This is a genomic window from Streptomyces sp. NPDC087844 (assembly GCF_044742785.1).
GTDB lineage: Bacteria > Actinomycetota > Actinomycetes > Streptomycetales > Streptomycetaceae > Streptomyces.
Map to the genome: position 1 here is coordinate 527,871 of NZ_JBIUVD010000003.1, position 21,110 is coordinate 548,980.

The 21,110-nt window shown below is 70.0% G+C and carries 14 protein-coding genes; 6 read left to right on the forward strand and 8 right to left on the reverse strand.

All coding sequences use genetic code 11. The annotated features are described in order from the left end of the window. Positions 1–30 precede the first annotated feature (30 nt). From ACIOKD_RS09250 to ACIOKD_RS09260, 3 genes are all read left to right on the forward strand, one after another. A complete protein-coding gene (locus ACIOKD_RS09250; RefSeq protein WP_402080365.1) occupies positions 31–1,341 on the forward strand; it encodes a sensor histidine kinase in 1,311 nt (436 codons plus the stop codon). After that, positions 1,326–1,979 (forward strand): LuxR C-terminal-related transcriptional regulator, encoded by a 654-nt coding sequence (locus ACIOKD_RS09255; protein WP_402080368.1) that lies wholly within the window; start codon positions 1,326–1,328, stop codon positions 1,977–1,979. The genes ACIOKD_RS09250 and ACIOKD_RS09255 overlap by 16 nt, the downstream gene beginning before the upstream one ends. 270 nt (positions 1,980–2,249) lie before the next feature. Further along, positions 2,250–3,803 carry a DUF1996 domain-containing protein gene (locus tag ACIOKD_RS09260; RefSeq protein ID WP_402080371.1) on the forward strand — a complete coding sequence of 518 codons (1,554 nt, stop codon included), beginning with the start codon at positions 2,250–2,252 and terminating at the stop codon, positions 3,801–3,803. A gap of 124 nt (positions 3,804–3,927) precedes the next feature. On the opposite strand, the gene ACIOKD_RS09265 is transcribed toward ACIOKD_RS09260, so the two are convergent. Then, positions 3,928–4,383 carry a hypothetical protein gene (locus ACIOKD_RS09265; protein WP_402080374.1) on the reverse strand — a complete coding sequence of 152 codons (456 nt, stop codon included), beginning with the start codon at positions 4,381–4,383 and terminating at the stop codon, positions 3,928–3,930. A 321-nt stretch (positions 4,384–4,704) separates the two neighbouring features. On the opposite strand from ACIOKD_RS09265, the gene ACIOKD_RS09270 reads away from it, so the two are divergent. From ACIOKD_RS09270 to ACIOKD_RS09280, 3 genes are all read left to right on the forward strand, one after another. Continuing rightward, complete coding sequence (locus tag ACIOKD_RS09270) at positions 4,705–5,181, forward strand: tetratricopeptide repeat protein (protein ID WP_402080702.1); 477 nt, start codon at positions 4,705–4,707, stop codon at positions 5,179–5,181. Positions 5,182–5,255: 74 nt separating this feature from the next. Then, complete coding sequence (locus tag ACIOKD_RS09275) at positions 5,256–7,211, forward strand: hypothetical protein (RefSeq protein ID WP_402080378.1); 1,956 nt, start codon at positions 5,256–5,258, stop codon at positions 7,209–7,211. A gap of 86 nt (positions 7,212–7,297) precedes the next feature. Next, on the forward strand, positions 7,298–7,987 hold the full coding sequence (locus ACIOKD_RS09280; protein ID WP_402080381.1) for a TetR/AcrR family transcriptional regulator: 690 nt from the start codon (positions 7,298–7,300) through the stop codon (positions 7,985–7,987). 122 nt (positions 7,988–8,109) lie between these two features. On the opposite strand, the gene ACIOKD_RS09285 is transcribed toward ACIOKD_RS09280, so the two are convergent. The 7 genes from ACIOKD_RS09285 to ACIOKD_RS09315 form a co-directional block, all read right to left on the reverse strand. After that, positions 8,110–8,466 carry a 5-carboxymethyl-2-hydroxymuconate Delta-isomerase gene (locus ACIOKD_RS09285; RefSeq protein ID WP_402080384.1) on the reverse strand — a complete coding sequence of 119 codons (357 nt, stop codon included), beginning with the start codon at positions 8,464–8,466 and terminating at the stop codon, positions 8,110–8,112. A gap of 28 nt (positions 8,467–8,494) precedes the next feature. After that, positions 8,495–10,114, reverse strand: a complete 1,620-nt coding sequence (locus tag ACIOKD_RS09290) for a SpoIIE family protein phosphatase (RefSeq protein WP_402080386.1) — start codon at positions 10,112–10,114, stop codon at positions 8,495–8,497. A 70-nt stretch (positions 10,115–10,184) separates the two neighbouring features. Then, entirely contained in the window at positions 10,185–15,584 is a 5,400-nt protein-coding gene (gene pulA / locus ACIOKD_RS09295) for a pullulanase-type alpha-1,6-glucosidase (protein ID WP_402080389.1), read from the reverse strand. 220 nt (positions 15,585–15,804) lie between these two features. Continuing rightward, a complete protein-coding gene (locus ACIOKD_RS09300) occupies positions 15,805–17,187 on the reverse strand; it encodes an alpha-amylase family protein (protein ID WP_402080392.1) in 1,383 nt (460 codons plus the stop codon). Positions 17,188–17,345: 158 nt separating this feature from the next. Continuing rightward, the gene (locus tag ACIOKD_RS09305) at positions 17,346–19,031 is read right to left on the reverse strand and encodes a glycoside hydrolase family 13 protein (protein ID WP_402080395.1); all 1,686 of its coding nucleotides are present in this window, start codon (positions 19,029–19,031) and stop codon (positions 17,346–17,348) included. Between the two features lie 64 nt (positions 19,032–19,095). Beyond that, entirely contained in the window at positions 19,096–19,977 is an 882-nt protein-coding gene (locus tag ACIOKD_RS09310) for a sugar ABC transporter permease (protein WP_402080398.1), read from the reverse strand. Between the two features lie 13 nt (positions 19,978–19,990). Further along, positions 19,991–20,995 carry a carbohydrate ABC transporter permease gene (locus tag ACIOKD_RS09315; protein WP_402080401.1) on the reverse strand — a complete coding sequence of 335 codons (1,005 nt, stop codon included), beginning with the start codon at positions 20,993–20,995 and terminating at the stop codon, positions 19,991–19,993. Positions 20,996–21,110: the final 115 nt, after the last annotated feature.

A 21,110-nucleotide genomic window follows, 5' to 3' on the forward strand; every position in this document is an offset into this window, starting at 1 on the left:
CACGGCGGCGGGTTGGGCGAGACTGAGGGCATGGACACCAACGGGGATCGCGGGGATCAAGGGGATCGCGGGAAGGACACGGCGGGCGGGCGGGTGCGTACCGCCGCCCTCGACGGAGTGCGGGCCCTGCTGCTGGCCGTCGTGGCGGCGGCCGGGTCGATCGTCCTCTTCGTGCTCTCCGCCGTGTCGATCGTGCTCGTGCCGGTGGGCATCGGCATCGTCACGACGCCCTGGGTACTGGCCGCCGTACGCGGCTTCGCCGACCGGCGGCGGCTGCTGGCGGCCCGGTGGGGCGGGGTGCGGATCCCGCCCGCGTACCGGCCGGTCCCCAAGGACGCAAATCCCTGGGGGCGGTGTTTCCATCTGCTCGGCGATCCGGCCGTCCGGCGGGACCTCCTGTGGCTGCCGGTGGACATGACCGCGGGCGTCGTCACCGCGGTGCTGCCCGCGGCGCTGCTCCTCTACCCCTTCGAGGGGTTCGTGCTGGCCGCCGGGCTGTGGCGGGTCTTCACCGACGGCAGCCACGTCGGCTGGTGGTACGGATTCGTGCCGGTCGGCGGGCAGCTCAGCGCCCTCGCCGCGGGAGCCCTGGGCGCCGCCCTGCTCGTCCTCGGTGTGTATACGATCCCCTTCCTGCTGCGCGTCCACTTCCTGCTGACCCGCTCCGTCCTGGCGTCCGGGCAGGGCGAACTCGCCCAGCGGGTCCGCGTCCTCACGCAGACGCGTCGCGACGCCGTCGACACCTCAGCGGCCGAACTGCGCCGTATCGAGCGGGATCTGCACGACGGGGCCCAGGCCCGGCTGGTCGCGATGGGCATGGACCTCGGCACGATCGAGGCCCTGATCGAGAAGGACCCGGCGAAGGCCAGACAGTTGGTGGCGCAGGCCCGCCGGTCCTCCGCCGAGGCCCTCACCGAACTCCGGGACCTCGTACGCGGCATCCATCCCCCCGTACTCGCCGAACGCGGACTCGGGGACGCCGTACGGGCGTTGGCGCTGCGGATGCCCCTCGCCACGGAGGTCGACGTGGACCTGCCCGGCCGCCTCGGGGCACCGGTGGAGTCGGCGGCGTACTTCGCCGTCAGCGAGGTCCTCACCAACGCGGTCAAGCACTCGGGCGCCGAGCGCGTCTGGGTCGACCTGCACCACACCCCGGAGCACGGCGGCATGCTGCGGATCTCCGTCATCGACGACGGCGGGGGCGGCGCCGCGATCGGCGGGGGTTCGGGACTCTCCGGAGTCGAACGGCGACTCGGTACATTCGACGGCGTCCTGGCCGTCAGCAGTCCCGCGGGCGGTCCCACCATGGTGACCATGGAGATCCCTTGCGAGTTGTCCTAGCCGAAGACCTGTTCCTGCTGCGCGACGGTCTGGTCCGGATGCTGGAGGCGTTCGACTTCGAGATCGCCGCCGCCGTCGGGAGCGGGCCCGAACTGACCCGGGCGCTCGCGGAGTTGGAGCCGGATGTCGCCGTGGTCGACGTACGGCTGCCGCCCTCGCACACGGACGAGGGCCTGCAGTGCGCGCTGGCGGCCCGCCGGGCCAGACCCGGGCTGCCGGTCCTCGTCCTGTCCCAGCACGTCGAGCAGTTGTACGCGCGTGAGCTGCTCGCCGACGGGATCGGCGGGGTCGGATACCTGCTGAAGGACCGGGTGTTCGACGCCGAGCAGTTCATCGACGCGGTGCGCCGGGTGGCCGCGGGCGGCACGGCGATGGACCCGCAGGTCATCCAGCAGTTGCTGTCGCGGCGCCAGGGCGACGGCCGGCCGCTGGGGCGGCTGACACCTCGCGAGCTGGAGGTTTTGGAACTGATGGCGCAGGGCAGGTCGAATGCGGCGATCGCGGGCCAACTCGTGGTCACGGAGCGGGCGATCGCCAAGCACACGTCCAACATCTTCCAGAAGCTCGGCCTGGACGTCTCGGACGACGACAACCGTCGCGTCCTGGCCGTTCTCGCCTATTTGGACCAGGGCCGGTGAAAGGGTTCATAAGCAAGGAGGGCGAGGACCGGCCGGAAGCGTTCCCAAGTTTCATCCCCGTTCATCTCCGCTGAATGATATTCAACATTCTCCGCTCAACTGCCGTTGTTTCAGGGGCTTCTGGGCCCCTTGCGGCAGGATTGCGCCACGGAACTCCCATCAATTTCTGAGGCCTCTGAACGCCCCAGGAACCTCCTCCGTATTGGACGGAGCCGCTTCACCTCCTGCCGGGCGCCTCAATGCCCCCGCAAGGAAGCCAGAGGGAGTTCCATGGGACGCACGAACAGAAAACGCCGCTCCACGCTCGCCAACCGGGCGATAGCCGCATCGGCGGCTCTCGCGCTGGGTGGCGGCGGTCTGCTCGCGGCCAACATCTACGCTTCGGCGGGCGAGAGCAAGAACTCGACGAAGAACGCGCAGACGACCGCCGCCTCGGTGGCCACGATCAAATGCCCGGACGTCGGCCAGAAGCTGACCTCCGTGCCCAAGCGCGCCCGTGCCGGCGTCGACAAGGAGCTGGCAAAACTCGACCAGCAGGTCACGGAGGCCTATAAGCGCCTCGCCGACACTCGACAGGCCCAGGCGGGGGACCCCGGCTACGTCAACAACGCCATCCTCAGCCCCCTGAAGTCCAAGCGTGTTGCCACGATCGACAGGATCAGCAACAACATCAAGCGCGCGGGCGGCAAGGGTCCGAGAGGAGGCGGCAAGCTCGCGAACTGTCAGGGTGTGCCTGCCGAGACGCCCGCCGGCGGGGGCCAGGGCAACAACGGCGGCCAGGCAGGTAACAACGGTGGCCAGGCAGGTAACGGTGGCCAGGCAGGCAATGGCGGCCAGGCCGGCAACGGCGGCGGCCAGGGTGGAGACGGCGGTAACGGCGGTCAGGCCGAAAACGGGCCCGTGGCAGCCGACTTCCAGGACATCACCCAGGTCCAGCCGAACGGCGGCCCGAAGGGTGTGGGCGCGAACGGGCTTCCCGCGAACGGGGACACCGGTTCCACCGGCACCTTCACCACGAGCTGCGGCACCAATGAGAACGAGCTCCGCAACTCGGACAACGTGATCGTCGCTCCGGGTGTCAGCAACGGCGCCCAGCACCAGCACGACTACGTCGGCAACCAGTCCAACGACGCTTTCGCGAGCGACGAGGACCTGGCCGCGGCGGAGACCACCTGCCAGAACGAGGCCGACAAGTCCTCGTACTTCTGGCCGGTACTGCGTGTGCAGGACGGCAAGGACGACATCGACGCGGACGCCGCCGGTGGCGGTCAGGACGGCAACGTCGGCACGATCCAGCAGGCCAGCGAAGCTCAGCTGAAGTTCGTGGGCAACAAGAAGAGCGATGTCGTCGCGATGCCGACGGCCCTGCGCATCATCACCGGTGATGCCAAGGCCTTCGTCAACGGCCTCAACAACGCCAACACGAACTGGAGCTGCACCGGCTTCGAGGACCGCCAGCTGACGGACAAGTTCCCGATCTGCCCCGAGGGCAGCTCCGTGGTGCGCACGTCCAACTTCCAGAGCTGCTGGGACGGCCAGAACATCGACAGCGCCAACCACCGCACTCACGTGTCCTTCGTCCAGGCGGACGGCACCTGCGGCAACGGTTTCCAGGCCATCCCCCAGCTGCAGGTCCGTCTCGTCTACGACGTGGCTGCCCCGCAGATCGAGGGTGACCAGATCACCAACGCTTTCGCGGTGGACTCCTTCCCGGACCAGCTGCACAAGCCGATCACCGACCACAACGACTTCATCAACTTCTTCGACGAGAACGAGATGAACGAGCTTGTGGACTGCATCAACAGCGGCCAGAACTGCACGTAGTCCTTACGTGGCACCTGAACGTTGAGCAAGAGGAAGCCGGCGGTGGGAATTCCCACCGCCGGCTTCCTCTTGCCCTGACCCCTCGTGGCCGATCCGCGGACATGCGGCGGTGTCGACCGTCGTGTCAGCCGTCGTGGCTGCCGCCGCTGTGCGTGCCGCTGTTGTGGCTGCCGCCCGGGTTCATGTGCTCGGAGCCTTCCTCCATGGTCCCGCCGAGCCGGCCGCGCAGTGCCGTGACCGTCTTCTTCTCCCCGACGGCGACCCACTTGCGGCCCACGAGGTAGTAGCCGCCGTAGTCCTTCGCCCCGGTCAGCCACTCGGCCTGACCGCGGTCGGTGGCGAACGTCGCGAGGACGTACTTCTTGCCGGAGCTCTTGCAGATGGCCTGCCGGATCGTGTCCGCGTCCGTCTGCATGTTCGGCTTGCAGCCCGCCTCGCTCGCGATGTGCTCCAGACTCCCGGTCGCGGTCTCGGGAACCTTCTTCTCGTCGCCGCCGTCGGAGCCGCAGCCGGTCACCGCCAGGAGTGCCACGACCGCCCCGGCCGTGCCGACCGCGAGCCTCTTGCCCGTACAACTCATTACGTCCGTACCTCCGGGTCCATTCCGGCGACAGACTCGCCGGGGCCGTGCGCCCACGCCTCCGAAAGCCCTCACAGGGGCCCCGGTCTTCGATACGGCTCCCGCACGCTCCGCGCTCAACCGACGACGGCACGAGTGACCGCTTCCGTCATACAGGCACCACGGCGCACGTGACAGTGACCTGCGCCACAGAAGCGTTGCTTTTGATTGGCGCACGTGTGCGAGGGTGTGCTCGTGACGACAGAGGACAGCGCGACGAACAGGGCAGCGGACCGCACGGCCGGCGACGAGGCCGGCGGCGCGGCGGACTGGGACGAGCGGGTGGCCGCCGCCTGGGCCGGCTTCGAGGCCGATCCGGAGACGGACGCGGCGGACTTCCGGGCGCTGATCGACGCGCTCGTCGCCGAGTTGCCCGCCGACAGCCCTGCCGCGCCCTTCGAGCGCGCGTGCGCCTGGGACTCGACGGGCCACTCGGACAACGCCGTCCCGCTGTACCGGGAGGCCCTGGCGCTCGGCCTCGACGGCTACCGGGGCCGGCGCGCGAAGATCCAGCTGTCCAGCTCGCTGCGGAACCTCGGCCGGCCGGAAGAGGGTGTCAAGCTCCTCTCGCCCGAACTCGTCGGCGTGTCGGACGAGTTGGACGACGCCGTACGGGCGACTCTCGCCCTGTGCCTGGCGAGCCTGGGCCGTGAGCGCGAAGGCCTCTCCCTCGTCCTGGGTGCCCTGGCCCCTCATCTGCCGCGCTACCAGCGGTCCATGGCGAACTACGCGCGCCTGCTCGTGGAGCCGGACGCGTAGGTCGCGGCCGCGAAGTTCCGGTGGTGTCGGAGCGGTCCAGGTGACCATCCACCGATTCGCTCGTTCTGCTGAACGTGCAGTCACAGGATGTCGCCCCGCGCCCCCGCCCCGCATCAGCCGCCGCCCCCGGGCCGGTGGTCGACATCGAGCAGGCCGAGGCCGCGCTCGTCGAGCACTACCCGCGGCTCGTCCGGCTCGCCTATCTGGTGCTGCCGCCGAGCCTCGGCCGCAACCGCCGGGTGCTCACCGCGCACGCGCTCACCCAGCGCACCCTGCCGCGCGGCCGGGCCTCCGGCGACGCCTCCGTGCTCCCGGCCCAGAAGACCGCCGCCGAGGGCCATGACGGCGACCCCGGGTACGCGTACCTGCGGCTGCGCGTCCTGCGGACGGCGCTGGAGGCGGGCCGGCCACTGACCTTCCGGGCCTGGCCCACCCGGGCCCAACTGCCGCCGCTGCTCCCGCAGGTGTGGGGCCTGCGGCTCTTCCCGCGCTCGGGCGGAGCCGACGAACTCGCCCTGGACCAGCGGCTGTCGGCCCTGTCCGCCCCGGCCCGCGCCGCCTTCGTCCTGCGCGGTCTGGAGCGGATGGCCGACGCGGACGTACGCGGGATGCTGGCCTCGGCCGGCGAGGGGGACCCGGCCGCCGCCCTCGCCGAGGCGGACGCGGTGGGCGCGGCCGAGGGCGCCGACACGCTGCTGACCTCCCCCGAGTTCGACCCGTGCTCGCTACAGGCCCGGCCCACCGATCTGATGCGCCGCCGCCAGCACGTCAAGGCGGCGATCGCCGCGGCCGCCGCGGTGGCCGTGTGCGGGGCGCTCCTCGGCATGCCCGGTGACGGCTGGGGTCCCGAGGGCGCCGCCGCTCCCCCGTACGCGCAGAACCCGGCGGCCAGGGCCGCCCTGGACCCCGGGAAGCTCACGCTGGTCCCGGCGGGAGCGTGGGAGTCGTCCGCGCGCACCGACTTCTCCGTGTGGCCCGCGCGCGGCGCGCTCACCGGCGACAAGGGCCTGCTGCGCCGCGCGCTCGCCGTATGGGCACGGCCCGGCGAGACCGTACAGGTCTCGGCGACCCCGGGCACCCCCTCGGGCGCCCCGCCGGGACCGCCGCAACTGCTGTACGCGGGCGAGGTCGACCAGAGCCGGGTGGTGGTGCTGTACGACGGACTGCGGATCGCGCGGTACGCCGAGGCGAAGGACGGCGGCACCCGGGGCGCCGCCCTCGACTTCGCCCGGGTCGACGGCGCCTCGGGAGCCGACGCCGACGCGGTGGTCCTGGGCCGCGCCGACGGCAACGTCCGCTATCTGACGGCGCCCTGGGTGCGTACCGCCACCGTGCGGGACCTCCTGAAGTCCCCGGCCGCCCCCGCCGGTACGACGCCGCTGGCGCGCTCGGCGGACGGGGTGACCGAGCCGTTCGCGAGTCCGGCCCTGCAGACCGGCGCGTGCCGTTCCTGGAACGTCCTTGAGCTGACGGACCGGACCGGGACCCGCATGTCGACCGACCTCGGGGAGCTGACGCCCGCCCGGCTCACCTCGGGCCGTCCCGGGCGGCCCGGTGACGCCTCCGCGGCGGACTGGTCTCCGCTGGCCTGCTCCCTCGCGGACGCCCGCGGCCAGGGCGTGCGCTCGGTGAACTCCTGGAGTTACGCCCGTCAGCCCCTCCCCGACGGGAGCGGCACCGCGCGGTGGCTGTGCACCCGCGCGGACACCTGGCGCGGCGGGGGCCCCCGGGTGCTCGCCCAGTTCCACGCGCCGGGGCAGCGGTACGGGGCGGTCGCGGCGAAGGCGGAGAACGCGTCCGCGTGCGGCTCGAAGGACCCCCATGTCCTGGCGGGTGTGCTGTGGAAGTCCGTCAAGGGCGACTGGTACCTCCTCGCGGCCGGCGGCAAGGACACGGCGTCGATCCGTGCGACGGGCGGTGTCAGCGGGGTGGCGCGGAGCAATCTCCTCGCCGTGCGGGCCGAACAGGGCGCGCGGGCCGAGTTGGAGGGCACGCTGAGCAGCGGGAGGGAGATCAGCGGGCTCCGTTGAAAGGCCCCGGGTACCGACTGGCACCGGCCCCCGGCACCGGCCCGTTCGAGGCCGGTGCCGATCGGTTCGATCGGTAAGGTGTTCAGATGACTACCGGGGTGCGTCGCAGAATGGGCGTCGAGGAACGACGGCAGCAGTTGATCGGCGTCGCCCTCGACCTGTTCAGCCGGCGCTCACCGGACGACGTGTCCATCGACGAGATAGCCTCCGCCGCGGGCATCTCACGGCCGCTGGTCTACCACTACTTCCCGGGCAAACTCAGCCTGTACGAGGCCGCGTTGCAGCGTGCCTCGGTCGATCTGGCGGAACGTTTCGTCGAACCGCGGGAAGGTCCGCTGGGGGCTCGGCTGCTGCGCGTGATGCGGCGGTTCTTCGACTTCGTCGACGAGCACGGGCCCGGTTTCTCGGCATTGATGCGGGGTGGTCCCCCGGTCGGGTCCACCACGACGAACGCGCTGGTCGACGGGGTGCGGCAGGCGGCGTATGTGCAGATCCTGTCGCATCTGCGGGTGGAGCGGCCGCCGGCCCGGCTGGAACTCGTCGTACGGTCCTGGATCTCGCTGGCGGAGGCGACCGCTCTGATCTGGCTGGACGGTCGCCGGATTCCGCGTGGGGAGCTGGAGGTTCAGCTGGTGCACGACTTCGCGGCGCTGGCGGCGGTGAGCGCCGCGTCGGATCCGGAGATGGCGGCGATCCTTCGGGGCGCCCTCGCCCAGGAGCCGACCGTCAGCCCGTTCGCGGACCTGGTGACGCGTTTGGTGGCCCTGGCCGGCTGATCCCTGTCCCAGGCCGTTCGCGCAGTTCCCCGCGCCCCGGCTAGGGGCGCGGGGAACTGCGCAATCTCTTGGGGCGCGGGGAACGGCGCGATCTTCTGGGCTGTGCCCCGGGCTCCCGGACGTCAGGCCACGGACTTCTGGTACGACGGCTCCAGGTCACGGACCTCCGCGGAGGCGTGCAGCACCACCCCGTCGACCGGCTTCACATGCGCCCGTACAAGCTCCAACGTCCGCGACGTCAACGCCGACTTCACCTCGGCGGAGCGCCCCGGCAGCAGCGCCAGCCCGACATGCACCAGCGCGTGCCCCGCCGCGTCGGCGCCCACGACGATGTCGTCCACGACCCGGAACCGGGACTTGCACGCCTCGATCTTCGCGGCGGCCGTCTCCACCACCATGGCGTGCAGGGCGACAGCGAACCCCTGCCGGTCGAGGGCGTCGCCGAGCGACGCGGAGTAGTCGACGGTGATCTGCGGCATGGGCACTCCTGTTCGGGGTTGGCAACCCTCACCCTAGCCTCAGGGCGAGCAGCGCGATGTCGTCCTCCCGGTCATGGCCGAAGCAGTCCAGGAGCGTGTCGCACAGGGCGTCCAGACCGGGCAGCGCACCGACAGCGGCCGCGCGGAGGTGTTCCATGGAGGCCGCCAGATCCGTACCCCGGGTCTCGATCAGCCCGTCCGTCACCATCAGGAGCCGGTCGCCCGCTTCGAGGAACAGCTCGGTCGGCGCCGGATGGGGCAGCCCCACTCCGAGCAGCGGCCCGGCTGCCTTCACGTAGTCGGCCGTACCGGTGTCCCGGATGATCAGCGGCGGGATGTGGCCCGCGTTCGCGATGCGGGTGCGCCCGGTGGCGGGGTCGATCAGGGCCAGGCAGACCGTGGTGGTGATCCCGGGGTGGTAGTACCGCAGCATCCGGTCGAGGCGCTCGGCCAGTACGGCCGGGTCGCTCTCCTCGACGCAGTAGGCGCGCAGCGCGTGCCGGATCTCGACCATGACGGTGGCCGCGTCCAGCGAGTGTCCGACGACGTCGCCCACCGCGGCGAGCACCCCGCCGTCGGTGCGCAGTGCCGCGTAGAAGTCGCCGCCGATCTCGGTCTGCTGCGAGGCGGGCACGTAGCGGACCGCGACGTCGATGCCCGGCAGTTCGGGGAGCCGGTGCGGCTGGGGCAGGAAGCTGTGCTGGAGCGTGAGGGCGACGTGCCGTTCGACCTGGTACATGAGCAGCGGCTCCGCGGCGTACGCCGTGGCCTGGGCGAGCCGGGCCACCAGGGTCTCCTCCTCCGGGTTCAGCCTGCGCACCCCGCGGGTGGGCGTGGCCAGGCACACCGAGGCCTTGCCCTCCTGTGTGAGGATCAGCGCCAGCCGGGCGTCGTGCTGCACGCCGGGCCGGAAGAACCCGGCGGGCCACAGCGGCGCGGGCACCGTGGTGATCTGCACCCCGGACTGTCCGCGGGTGAGCCGCCGGAGCAGTCCGGCCACGGCCCGGTGGGCACTCTCGTCGGGCAGCGCGAGCGAGGTGCGGTCCCGGGAGAGGGCGCGGTACAGCTCGTCGTCCGGGCCGAGGAAGAAGACGGCGGCGGGGCCACCGGTGAGCCGCGCGGTGCCGTTGGCGGCGGCCTCGGCGAGCTCCTGGAGGTTGCGCGCCGCCTGGATGGTGACGATCGCCTCCGACAGCAGCGTCAGCCGCCGGGCCAGTGCCTGGTCGTCGGCCCGCAGCCGCGCGGAGCGCACCGCGGCCCGGACCACCGCGTCGATCTCCTCGGGCTCGGCCGGCACCGCCAGATACGCCTCCCCGCCCGCCTCAAGACCCCGGCACCGGTCGCTCGGGCTCACGGCGGAGGCCGAGAAGTGCACGACGGGCAGGCCTGCCATGTGCGGGCGGGCCTTGATCCTGCGGCAGAGTTCGAAGCCGTTCATGTCGGAGAGGTCCACGTCGACGAGGGCCACGTCGGGGAGTGTTCCCCTGCGCAGCCGTGCGTCGAGTTCCACGAGTGCCTCGTTGCCGGTGGCGGCCGGGACGACCTGGTGTCCGGCCCGGCGCAGCAGGGCACCCATGGCGTACCGGCCTGCCGCCGTGTCGTCCACGAGCAGTACGGTCGCGTCTGTTCGCTTGCCGTGGACGTCCATCTGCCAGCCCTTGGACACGCCGGTGGGGCGGCCCGGGGTCCCAGGGCCGCCCCACCAATGTAGTGCCCTGTCAGGAGGTCCGGGAGAACACCGCCACGGTCCGTGCGGGGACGGTGAACGTGCCCGAGTCCGCCGCGTAGGACGCGGACTTGACGACGGTGTCCCCGCCCCCGGCCTGCACGGGGTGCAGCGCGTACCCCGTGCCCTTCACATCCGCCACCTTCTGCTCCTGTTTCCCAGGGGTCGCGTTGAGGACGACGACGAGGTCGCCGAGTTCCATCGTGATCACTCCGGGTGTCTCGTCCTCGCCGGACAGCGGGAAGGACAGCTTCGACTGCACCTGTCCGGCGGTGCCGAGCCCGAAGTCGGCTTCACTCGTACGGATGCGCAGCAGATCCCGGTACGCGGCGGACGCGCCCTCGATCTGCGGGCAGCCCACCTCGACGGACGTCAGCAGGGGCTTGGCGTAGGACCACTTGGCCTCGTTGTCGGCGGCCGGCGGCAGCCCCCGCCCGAATCCGTTGCCGCTGCCGGCACCACCGCCGTCGCGGCACTCCCAGTGGATGGCGTTGAACCAGTCCCCACTGTCGTACGAGTTGCGGTCCAGGGACTTGGACCGCAGCAGGTCGGTGCCCGCCTGGGAGAGCGCGGGCCCCTGCGACAGGGTGGCCGTGGCCATCGCGAGGACCTGCATCCGTGCGCGCTCGGCCGCCGAGGTGCCCTTGGGCAGCTTGAAGGCGAGCGCGTCGAACAGGGACTCGTTGTCGTGGGCGTCCACGTACGCGAGGGCGTCGCCGGGCGCGTCCGCGTATCCGGCGGGTGCCCCGTTGTAGTCGACCTCGGAGCCCTTGACCGGCTTGCCCGCGGTGTCGGTGAAGGTGTAGTCGGCGAGGTTGCCGGACAGCCCCACCTTGATCAGGTCCTGGTAGTGCAGGAGGCGTGCCTTCTGCTCGGCGGAAGTGCCGTTTCCACCGCTGGAGTTGGGATCGGTGTAGAGGCCGGACGCGAAGCCCTGGACGCCGGGGTCCTCATCGAAGGGGCCACCGCCGCGCACGGCGTCGCGGGCCCGGTCGGAGAAGGTGGCGATACCGGTCCCGGCCATGTTCTTCTGGGTGGCCTGGACGAACCGGGCGTCGTCCGCGACCTCACCGAAGTTCCAGCCCTCGCCGTAGAGGACGATCTTCTTGCCGTCGACGCCGTCCCTGGCGGGGGTGAGCGCGTCGAGGGCCTTCCTGACCGCGAGGATGTTGGCCTTCGGGTGGTGGCCCATCAGGTCGAAGCGGAACCCGTCGACCTTGTACTCCCTGGCCCAGGTGACGATCGAGTCGACGACCAGTTTGCCCATCATGGCGTTCTCGGGTGCCGTGTTGGCGCAGCAGGTGGAGGTGGCGACCCCGCCGTCGGCGAGAAGACGCTGGTAGTAGCCGGGGACCACCTTGTCGAGCACACTCGTGTCGGCCTGACCGCTGGCGGGCGTGTGGTTGTAGACCACGTCCATGACGACCCGCAGACCGTCCTCGTTGAGCGACTTCACCATCTGCCGGTACTCGACCGTGCGGCGCGTCCCGTCGGGATCACTGGCGTACGAGCCCTCCGGCACCGTGTAGTGGTACGGGTCGTAGCCCCAGTTGTACGCGTCCTTCGCGGCGCTCTTCGCCACGCACTCCTGCTGCTTGTCGGAGTCGGCCGCGTAGGAGGCGAGATCACAGTCGGGGACCGTTTGGTCCGCCTTCTTCTCCGGAATCGTGGCGATGTCGAAGGCGGGCAGGAGATGGACGTACGAGGTCCCGGACTCCGCGAGCTTCCTGAGGTGCTCGGAGCCCGCGCTGTCCTTGTCGGCGAAGGCGCGGTAGGTGCCCTTGTCCTTCGCCGGGACGGATCCGTCACCGACGGAGAAGTCCCGTATGTGCAGTTCCTGGATCTGCGCGTCCTTCAGCGGCACGGCTCTGGGCTTCTTGAGGGCCGACCAGCCGCTCGGAGCCAGGGACTTGTCGTCCAGGTCCACGACGAGGCTGCGCCCGGAGTCCGCGGTGAGGGCGACAGAGTAGGGGTCGGTGACCTTGTTGGTGACGATCCGGCGGACGCTGGGCGCCCACACCTGCACGACGTACCGGTAGGGCTTGTTCTTCCAGGAACCCGGCCCCGTGACGGACCAGACCCCGGAGGCGGAGTCCCGCTTCATGGGAACGGTGCCGCCGCCGATCTCCAGCGAGACCCGCTGGGCGGTCGGCGCCCAGAGCGCCAGCGTGGGCCGCCCGTTACGGAACGTCGGACCGAGATCCGCCTTCGTCGCGGCCGTCCCGTACGCGTCGTCGAGCACGCCCGCGATCTGCACGCCCGTCGCCGCGAGCACGGCTCCGTTGGCGGCGCGCTGCGAGGCGACCAGTTGCCCGCGCAGGGCCTCGCGCACCCGGTCGCGGTCGCGCGGGTCGACGGACCAGGCCGTGTAGTCCTTCAGGTGCGGGAAGGCGGCCTTCTGGGCGTCGGTGAGCGAGGTCTTACCCAGCCGCAGCCACCGCTCGTCGGTGCTGGTCAGCGTGGAGTCCTCGGCCTTGATGCTCCCGTTGCGGGAGTACGGCAACTGGGTCGACGCGGCGGTCTCGTCGCCGTTCCAGACGACCGTGTTCCGGTCGATCCAGACCGCCTTGGAGGTGGTCAGGTCGAGTGCGGCGGCGCTGCCCGCGGGCTGCGGCAGGAGGTACTTCTCCCGGCCGCCCAGCAGCCACACCTCGTGGCCGCTCGCCGTGAGGTCGAGCGACTGGTCGGTGGGGAGGTCCTTCTCGTCGCCCTTGTGGAGGATGTAGCTGAGGCTGGTGGCTCCCTCGGCGAGCGGCACCTCGTAGACGGCGCCGTACGGGTCGGTCCGCACCGGCTCCAGGGGCTTCGACCAGTCCGTGGGGTTCGCGGCGCCGGTCCAGGTGTGCAGGCCCCAGCCGTCGTAGTTCCCGTCGGCCCGGTGGTAGTGCAGGACCGCCTTGGTCTTGTCCGGTGCCGGATAGTCGGCGGCCGGCTTCTCGGTCCGTACGGCCTCCTTGCCCTGCTCGACCCAGACCTCGCCCGTCTTCGCGACGTCGATCGTGCGGTCGGCGGAGACGTCCTTGTTGCCGTCCTTGTCGATGACGAGGAAGTTCACGGCCGAGGCACCCGGCTTGAGCTTGACGTGGGCGAAGGCCCCGTAGGCGTCCCGGCCGACGAAGTCATGACCCGCCGGCCACGTGGTCTCCTCCCCCTCGGCGATGTCGCCCCAGGCGTACAGCCGCCAGTCGGTGTAGTCCCCGTCGGCCCGCTTGTAGTGGACGATCGCGTCCTCGCGCGAGGACGCGGTCGGCACCTCCTCGGCGGGCGGGGTGCCGGTGGTGGAGGCGGCCGTCGCATTCGCGGTGCGCCCGGCCGAGTCGACGACAACGGCCTTGTACCGCAGGGCGGTTCTGGCCGGCACGTCCTCGCCGACGACCTGGGTGACCGTGTACGGGGCATGGTCGGCGGAACCGAGCGTCCGCCACTTCCCCGCACCCACCTGTGCGGCGAAGACGACCCGGTTGAGCTGTCCCCCGTCGACGTCGGCGGCGATCTCGACGGTGCCGGTGGCGCCGGTGGCGGGGGCCTTCAGGGTGACGGTCGGCTTGGTGGCGGGCGCGGCGGGCCGGGCCGCCGCCTTGAACACGACCGAGGAGCCGGCCGGCACGGTGACGGTGACCTTCCGGTCGGAGTCGCTCCTCAGCTCGGCGTCGGTGCCGTGGATCCCACGGAGGGTCGTGCCCGCCGACCCGGTCGCGAAGGTGGCGCTCTTCGCCTCACCCGCGTTGTTCACGGCGACGACGTACTCGACCCCGGTCTTCACGTCGGTGCGGGAGAAGGCGTAGACGCCGGCGCCGTCGGCCGCGTACCGCTCGGTCTGTACGCCGTCCGCGAGGGCCGGGTTGTCCTTGCGGAGCTTCGCGAGGGCGGCGATCTGCCGGTACAGGGGCGCGCTCGTGTCGTACGCGTCCTCGGCGTGCGTGCGGTCGGTGCCGAGCCTGTCGTCGTCCAGGTAGTCGGCGGTCCTCGACGCGAACATGGTCTGGCGGGCGTCCTTGTCGCCGCCCGCGCCCGTGAAGCCCTGCTCGTCGCCGTAGTAGACGACGGGGTTGCCGCGGCCGAGGAACATCAGCTCGTTCGCCAGCTTGTCCTTCTTCACCAGCTCGGCGTCGGACGCGCCGGGGTTGTCCTGCTTGAGGAACGTGCCGATGCGGCCCATGTCGTGGTTGCCGAGGAAGGTGACCTGCTCGTACGCGTTGGCCTTGTCCGTCGTGTACTTGTAGTCGTCCCCGAAGACCGAGGCCAGCCGCTGCGCGCTGCCGCCCTGGGAGGCGTACGCCCGTGCCGCGTCCTGGAAGGGGAAGTCCAGCGTGGAGTCGAGGCGGCCCTCGGTGACGTACGGGGAGGTGATCGACGTGTCCGCCGAGTAGACCTCGCCGAACATGAAGAAGTCGTCACGGCCGTGCTTCGAGGCGTACGCGTCCAGGGCGGTGGCCCACTGGGTCCAGAACTCCATGTCGACGTGCTTCACGGTGTCGATCCGGAAACCGTCGATGTCGAAGTCCCGCACCCACCGCTGGTAGATCTTCTCCATACCGGTCACGACCTCGGGACGCTCGGTCCACAGGTCGTCGAGCCCGGAGAAGTCACCCTGCTCGGAGCTCTCACCGGCGAAGGTCGAGTCGCCGCGGTTGTGGTACATCGACGGGTCGTTGAGCCAGGAGGGCACTTTGGTGTTCTTCTTCGCGGGGGCCACGACGGGCGTGCGCGGGAAGGAGTCGCCGTCGACAGCGGGGAACTCCGGCTCCCCGTCCGCGTGGTCGGCGTCGTCGAAGGGCTCGCCGTCCTTCGTCAGATACGGGAAGGCGCCCTGGGAGAGATAGGAGTAGGACTTCTCCTCGTAGTCGACGACGTCGGCCGTGTGGTTGGTGATGACGTCGAAGAAGACCTTCATGCCCTTGCCGTGGGCCTTGTCGATCAGCCGCTCCAGGTCGGCGTTCGTACCGAAGTGCGGGTCGACCTGCGTGAAGTCGGTGATCCAGTAGCCGTGGTAGCCGGCCGAGGCGTCCTTGCCCGTGCCCTGTACGGGCTGGTTCTTGAAGATCGGCGCCAGCCAGATGGCGGTGGTGCCGAGGTCCTTGATGTAGTCGAGCTTCTTCGTCAGGCCCTTGAGGTCGCCGCCCTGGTAGAAACCCTTGTCGGTGGGGTCGTAGCCGGTGTCGAGCCGGGAGCCCGTGAGGCCGCCCTTGTCGTTCGCGGTGTCGCCGTTGGCGAACCGGTCCGGCAGGACGAAGTAGAACTGCTCGCGGGTGAGGTCGTTCCGGGCGGGCGTCTTCGCCAGGGCCGCGTCCGACGGGGGTGCGGGCGGGGCTGCCGCGCGGGCGGCGAGGGGCTGGACGAGCGCGGCGGCGAGGGCGGCTGCGGCGATGGCCGCGGTTCGTCTCGGTATCACAGGCCTGACTCCTTGCGGTGGGATCGGCGTGACGCTATCCCCGCCGAAACGCTTTCTGCAAGAGCCTTGCAAGCACTGGAAAGAGGTTTCAGTGACGGCCCGCAAGACTGCGCAGTTCCCCGCGCCCCCAAGGACAGAGACAAAGGACTGCGCCGTTCCCCGCGCCCCTGGGTGGGGGGCGGGGAACGGCGCGAGCGGCTTCCACCGGCCCGCAGGTGGGTCAGCAGGTGGGCTTGGCGGTGTGGACCGCCAGCGCGGTGTTCGCGGCGAGCGTTGCCGTCAGCTGGCCCGAGCCGTTCACCGTCACCGTCGTGCCCGCCTGCACATCGCAGTACGTGCCCGCCGCCAGCGACGTCGCATACGTGCGGGTCAGCGAGGACGACTCGTGGTTGATCGCCACGAAGCCCTTCCCGCCGCGGCCGAAGGCGATCGCGTCACCCCCGTTGTCCCACCAGTTGGTGACCGACTCACCCCGGACGGCGTTGCGGAAGGCGACCATCGACTGGATCTCCGTCCAGGCGTGCTGGCACTTCCACCCGTCCTGCCAACAGGAGTTGACAGAGCCGCCGTTGGGCGGTCCGGCGTCCGTGGACGAGAACTCGTACCCGGAGTTGATGTCGGGCGCCCCGTACGGATACGCCAGCATGAACACGTTGGCGAGGGTGTAGTTCGCGTTGTCCTTGTAGCTGAGCGTCGACCCGTTGCGCTCGGTGTCGTGGTTGTCCACGAAGACCCCCGAGACACCGCTGCTCATGTAGCCCCAGCCCTCCCCGTAGTTCTTCAGGTAGGCGAGGTTCTCGTTGTTGAAGACGCGCTTGAGGTCGAACGCGTAACGGAACTCCTGGACGTCCCCGGTGCCGGTGTACTCGGTCGGCTGGACCGCCTCACCGGCCCCGTAGATGGCCTCCTGCTTCCAGTACGCGGACGTGTTGCTCAGCCGGCCCTTGATGTTCGCGAGGTCGGCGGCCGGTATGTGCTTGGCCGCGTCGACGCGGAAGCCGTCGACGCCGAGCGAGAGCAGGTCGTTCAGGTACTTGGCGATGGCGGAGCGGACGTACTCCTCGCCGGTGTCCAGGTCGGCGAGTCCGACGAGTTCGCAGTTCTGGACGTTCCCGCGGTCCTGGTAGTTGCTGATCTGCGAGGTGCAGTTGTCGAAGTCGGGCGAGGAGTACAGGCCCGGGTAGTTGTACTTGGTGTACGACGAGCCGCCGGTACCGGTGCCGCTGCCCGCCGACATGTGGTTGATCACCGTGTCCGCGACGACCTTCACACCGGCCGAGTGACAGGTGCTGACCATGTTCTGGAAGGCCGTACGGTCACCGAGGCGCCCGGCGATCTTGTAGCTGACGGGCTGGTACGAGGTCCACCACTGCGAGCCCTGTATGTGCTCGGCGGGCGGGGAGACCTGGACGTATCCGTAACCGGCCGGGCCCAGCCGGTTGGTGCACTCCTTGGCCACGGAGGCGAAGTTCCACTCGAAGAGGACGGCGGTGACGTCCTTGGTGCCCGGTGGGGAGGCGTGGGCGGTACCGGCGGTGCTCGCGGGGACGGCGAACGCGGCGGCCGCCAGGGCGAGCGCGCAGGACAGAGCTCTCTTGGCCATGTGGGGGTCCCTTCTCCGTTGAAGGTTCTTGCTGCAAAATTCAACAGCCGTGCGGTGCCGCAGATCGTAGAAGCCCGCCTCCCAAAGCGGAAGACGGGCTTCTGAAAATTCCTGAAAATTCTTGCAGGAAGGGTCAGTCGGTGACGGTGGGTGGACGGTCAGTCGGCGATCCACCACACGGTGACGTCGGCGGGCACCTTCGCCTCGCCGTCGTCCGTGACGGTCACCTCACCGCTCGCGAGCAGCACCCGCCCGTACGCGCGGACGGTCGCCGCCTCTCCGCCGGTGTTGGCGGTGCACACGAACGCCCCGCGGCGGAAGGCCAGGACGCCCTCGGGCGCCTTCAGCCACTCGACACGGTCGCCCGCGCCGAGGTCGGCCTGCTCACTGCGCGCGGCGAGCGCGGACCGGTACAGCTCAAGGGTCGAGCCGGCCACCCCGGTCTGCGCCTCGACGCTCAGTTCGCCCCACCCGGCGGGCTGCGGGAGCCAGCTGCCCCCGCCGCCGAAGCCGTAGGAGGAACCCTCGCGGTCCCACGGGATCGGCACCCGGCAGCCGTCACGGAACCCGTCCTGGCCGGCGCCCCGGAAGTACGCGGGGTCCTGCCTGACCTCGTCCGGCAGGTCGACGACGTCCGGCAGGCCCAGCTCCTCGCCCTGGTACAGGTACGCGGACCCGGGCAGCGCGAGCATCAGCAAGGTGGCCGCGCGGGCCCGGCGCAGGCCGAGTTCGCGGTCCCCCGCGAGACGGATCTGGGTGCCGAGCCCGGCCGCGTTGGCGAACCGGGTGGCGTGCCGGGTCACGTCGTGGTTGGACAGCACCCAGGTGGCCGGGGCGCCCACCGGACGCATGGCGTCGAGGGTGCGGTCGATGCAGACGCGCAGCTCCCCGGCGTTCCAATGAGTGCTCAGATACTGGAAGTTGAAGGCCTGGTGCAGTTCGTCGGGGCGCACGTAGTTGGCGGTGCGCTCGATGGTCGGCGTCCACGCCTCGGCGACGAAGATGCGGTCGTCCGAGTACTCGTCCAATACGAGCCGCCACTGGCGGTAGATCTCGTGCACACCGTCCTGATCGAAGAACGGCATGACATCGTTACCCAGAAGCTTTACCTGTTCATGGGATCCAAGGTCCGGGAGCCCTTCCGCCTTCATAAGGCCGTGGGCCACGTCGATCCGGAAGCCGTCGACGCCCATGTCGAGCCAGAACCGCAGGACCGAGCGGAACTCGTCGCCGACCGCCGGGTGGTCCCAGTCGAAGTCGGGCTGCTCGGGCGCGAAGAGGTGGAGGTACCACTCGCCCGGGGTGCCGTCCGGCTCGGTGACCCGGGTCCAGGCGGGGCCGCCGAAGATGGACTCCCAGTCGTTGGGCGGCAGTTCACCGTTCTCGCCCTGCCCGGCGCGGAAGTGGTAGCGCTCCCGGGAAGGCGAGCCCGGCCCTTCCGCGAGGGCCCGCTTGAACCACTCGTGCTGGTCGGATGAGTGGTTGGGGACGAGGTCGACGATGATCCTCAGGCCCAGTTCATGGGCGTCGCGGATCAGCGCGTCGGCGTCGAGCAGATTGCCGAACATGGGGTCGACGGCCCGGTAGTCCGCCACGTCGTAGCCCGCGTCGGCCTGCGGCGAGGCGTAGAAGGGGCTGAGCCACACGGCGTCGACGCCGAGGTCGCGCAGATACGGGAGTCGGGAACGTACGCCCTCCAGGTCGCCCATGCCGTCGCCGTTGCTGTCGGCGAAGCTGCGCGGATAGACCTGGTAGATCACCGCGTCGCGCCACCAGTCGCGGCGGTCGGCGACGGTCACGAGAGCGGAGTTCGGCGCCGGGTCGGCGGAGTGCTGCTGGCTCATAACTTCCTTGGTACGTAACGGAGTCACACGGTCGGATTCAGTCACGGGGGCGCCCCGTCAGGGGTCACCCCTTCGTGCCGCCCGCGGTCAACCCGGTGACCAGGTTCTTCTGCACAAGGTAGAAGAACGCGGACACGGGGATGGCCACCAGCACAGCCGTCGCGGCCATCAGATTGCGCTGAGCGTCATGCTCACTGACAAAGCTCTGCAGCCCGACCGCGAACGTGTACTTCGTGTCGGACAGCATGAACGTCGAGGCGAACGCGACCTCACCGAACGCGGTGATGAAGCTGTAGAACGCGGCGACGGCGAGCCCCGGCTTGGCGAGCGGCAGGATCAGCCGGAAGAACGTACCGAAGGGCGAGAGCCCGTCGACGCGTCCCGCTTCGTCGATCTCGAAGGGGATGGTGTCGAAGTACCCCTTGAGCAGCCACGCGCAGTACGGCACGGCGGTCGAGCAGTAGACGAGGATCAGGCCGAAGTAGTTGTCGATCAGCTGGAGTTCGCTGAGGATCTCGTACATCGGGACCATCAGTACCGCGACCGGGAACATCTGGGTCACCAGGAGCACCCACATGAACTTCCGGTAGCCGGGGAAGCGCATGCGCGAGACCGCGTAGCCGGTGGTGGCGGCGACCAGGACGCCGATGACGGTCGTGCCGAGCGACACGACGAGCGTGCTCCACAGCCAGTCGAAGAACGGCGTGTGCCGCAACACGAACGTGTAGTTGTCGAACGTCATCTTGCCGAGGATGCCCCCGGGGTGCAGATAGTCGTCCTTGTCCGGGCCGAGCGACAGATAGACCAGCCAGGCGATCGGGAACAGGGCTATCAGGCAGGCGACGCTGAGAATGCCGTGCGAGGTCAGGGCCCCGGCGCGACTGCGCTCGCCGCGCCGCGGCCCCTTGCCGGCCGGGGCGGGGGTCTTGACGGTCGTGGTGCTCATGGGGGCTCCTGCCTCAGATCGCGAGCTGCTGCTCATTGCGGGCCAGCCAGCGGCGGTAGACGGAGGTGAAGACGATCAGGATGGACAGCAGCAGGACGCCGTACGCGGCGGACTGCGCGTAGTCGCGGGGCTGTTGCCCGAAGCCCAGTTGGTAGGCCCAGGTGACGAGGATCTGCGCGTCCGGCGCGGTGTCGCCGAAGAGCAGGAAGATGATGGCGAACTGGTTGAACGTCCAGATGATGCCCAGCAGTACGACGGTGGAGCTGACCGACTGCAGGCCCGGCAGGGTCACGTTCCGGAAGCGCTGCCAGGCATTGGCACCGTCCATCTCGGCGGCCTCGTACAGGACCGGGTCGATGGACTGCAGTCCGCCGAGCAGCGAGACCATCATGAACGGCACACCGCACCAGGTGTTGACCATGATCGCGGCGGTCCGCTGCCAGAAGGTGTCCTCAAGCCAGAGCGGCGAGGGCAGATGCACCGCGTCGAGCACGGAGTTGATGATGCCGCCGTCGGCGAGCATGAACCGCCAGCCGAAGACGGTGACGAAGGTGGGCACGGCCCACGGCAGGACGAGGACGAGCCGGTAGAAGGTCCGGCCCTTCAGCTTCTGGTTGAGCAGCAGCGCGAGCCCGAGTCCGATGACGTAGTGGAGCAGCACGCACAGCGCCGTCCACACGATCGTCCAGATGAAGTGCGACCAGAACCGGTCGTACGCGGTGGGGCCCCACAGGATGTCGGCGTAGTTGTCCAGGCCGATGAACTCGTACGTGGCGTCGATGTGGTTGACGCCGATCGTGCGGGCCGAGTTGAGACTGGTGGCGTCGGTGAACGTCAGGTAGATGCCGCGCACCAGCGGATAGAGCACCAGCACACCGAGTACGACGACCACCGGGGCGGTCATCGCGTACGCGTACCAGTACTTCTGGTACGAGCGCTTCATGCGCTGGAGCGGGCCGGGGCGTGGCGCCCGGTCACCGCGGCGCTTGCCGGTCGCGCGGTCGATGACGACTGTCATGGTTCGACACCTTCTGGAAAATCAGGGCTGATCAGCAGGCCGCCGGGTCTGCGGGCCTGTGCCTGTGGGCCGGTCGTGGGCGTGGCCGGTGGCCGTCGGATCCGTCCCGCGTCCC

What these genes read in the sequence shown, in the direction of transcription:
- ACIOKD_RS09250 (WP_402080365.1), top strand. Translation starts at nt 31, where the DNA reads ATGGACACCAACGGGGATCGCGGGGATCAAGGGGATCGCGGGAAGGAC.
- ACIOKD_RS09260 (WP_402080371.1), top strand. Translation starts at nt 2,250, where the DNA reads ATGGGACGCACGAACAGAAAACGCCGCTCCACGCTCGCCAACCGGGCG.
- ACIOKD_RS09265 (WP_402080374.1), bottom strand. Translation starts at nt 4,383, where the DNA reads ATGAGTTGTACGGGCAAGAGGCTCGCGGTCGGCACGGCCGGGGCGGTC.
- ACIOKD_RS09280 (WP_402080381.1), top strand. Translation starts at nt 7,298, where the DNA reads ATGACTACCGGGGTGCGTCGCAGAATGGGCGTCGAGGAACGACGGCAG.
- ACIOKD_RS09285 (WP_402080384.1), bottom strand. Translation starts at nt 8,466, where the DNA reads ATGCCGCAGATCACCGTCGACTACTCCGCGTCGCTCGGCGACGCCCTC.
- ACIOKD_RS09290 (WP_402080386.1), bottom strand. Translation starts at nt 10,114, where the DNA reads ATGGACGTCCACGGCAAGCGAACAGACGCGACCGTACTGCTCGTGGAC.
- ACIOKD_RS09300 (WP_402080392.1), bottom strand. Translation starts at nt 17,187, where the DNA reads ATGGCCAAGAGAGCTCTGTCCTGCGCGCTCGCCCTGGCGGCCGCCGCG.
- ACIOKD_RS09305 (WP_402080395.1), bottom strand. Translation starts at nt 19,031, where the DNA reads ATGAGCCAGCAGCACTCCGCCGACCCGGCGCCGAACTCCGCTCTCGTG.
- ACIOKD_RS09310 (WP_402080398.1), bottom strand. Translation starts at nt 19,977, where the DNA reads ATGAGCACCACGACCGTCAAGACCCCCGCCCCGGCCGGCAAGGGGCCG.
- ACIOKD_RS09315 (WP_402080401.1), bottom strand. Translation starts at nt 20,995, where the DNA reads ATGACAGTCGTCATCGACCGCGCGACCGGCAAGCGCCGCGGTGACCGG.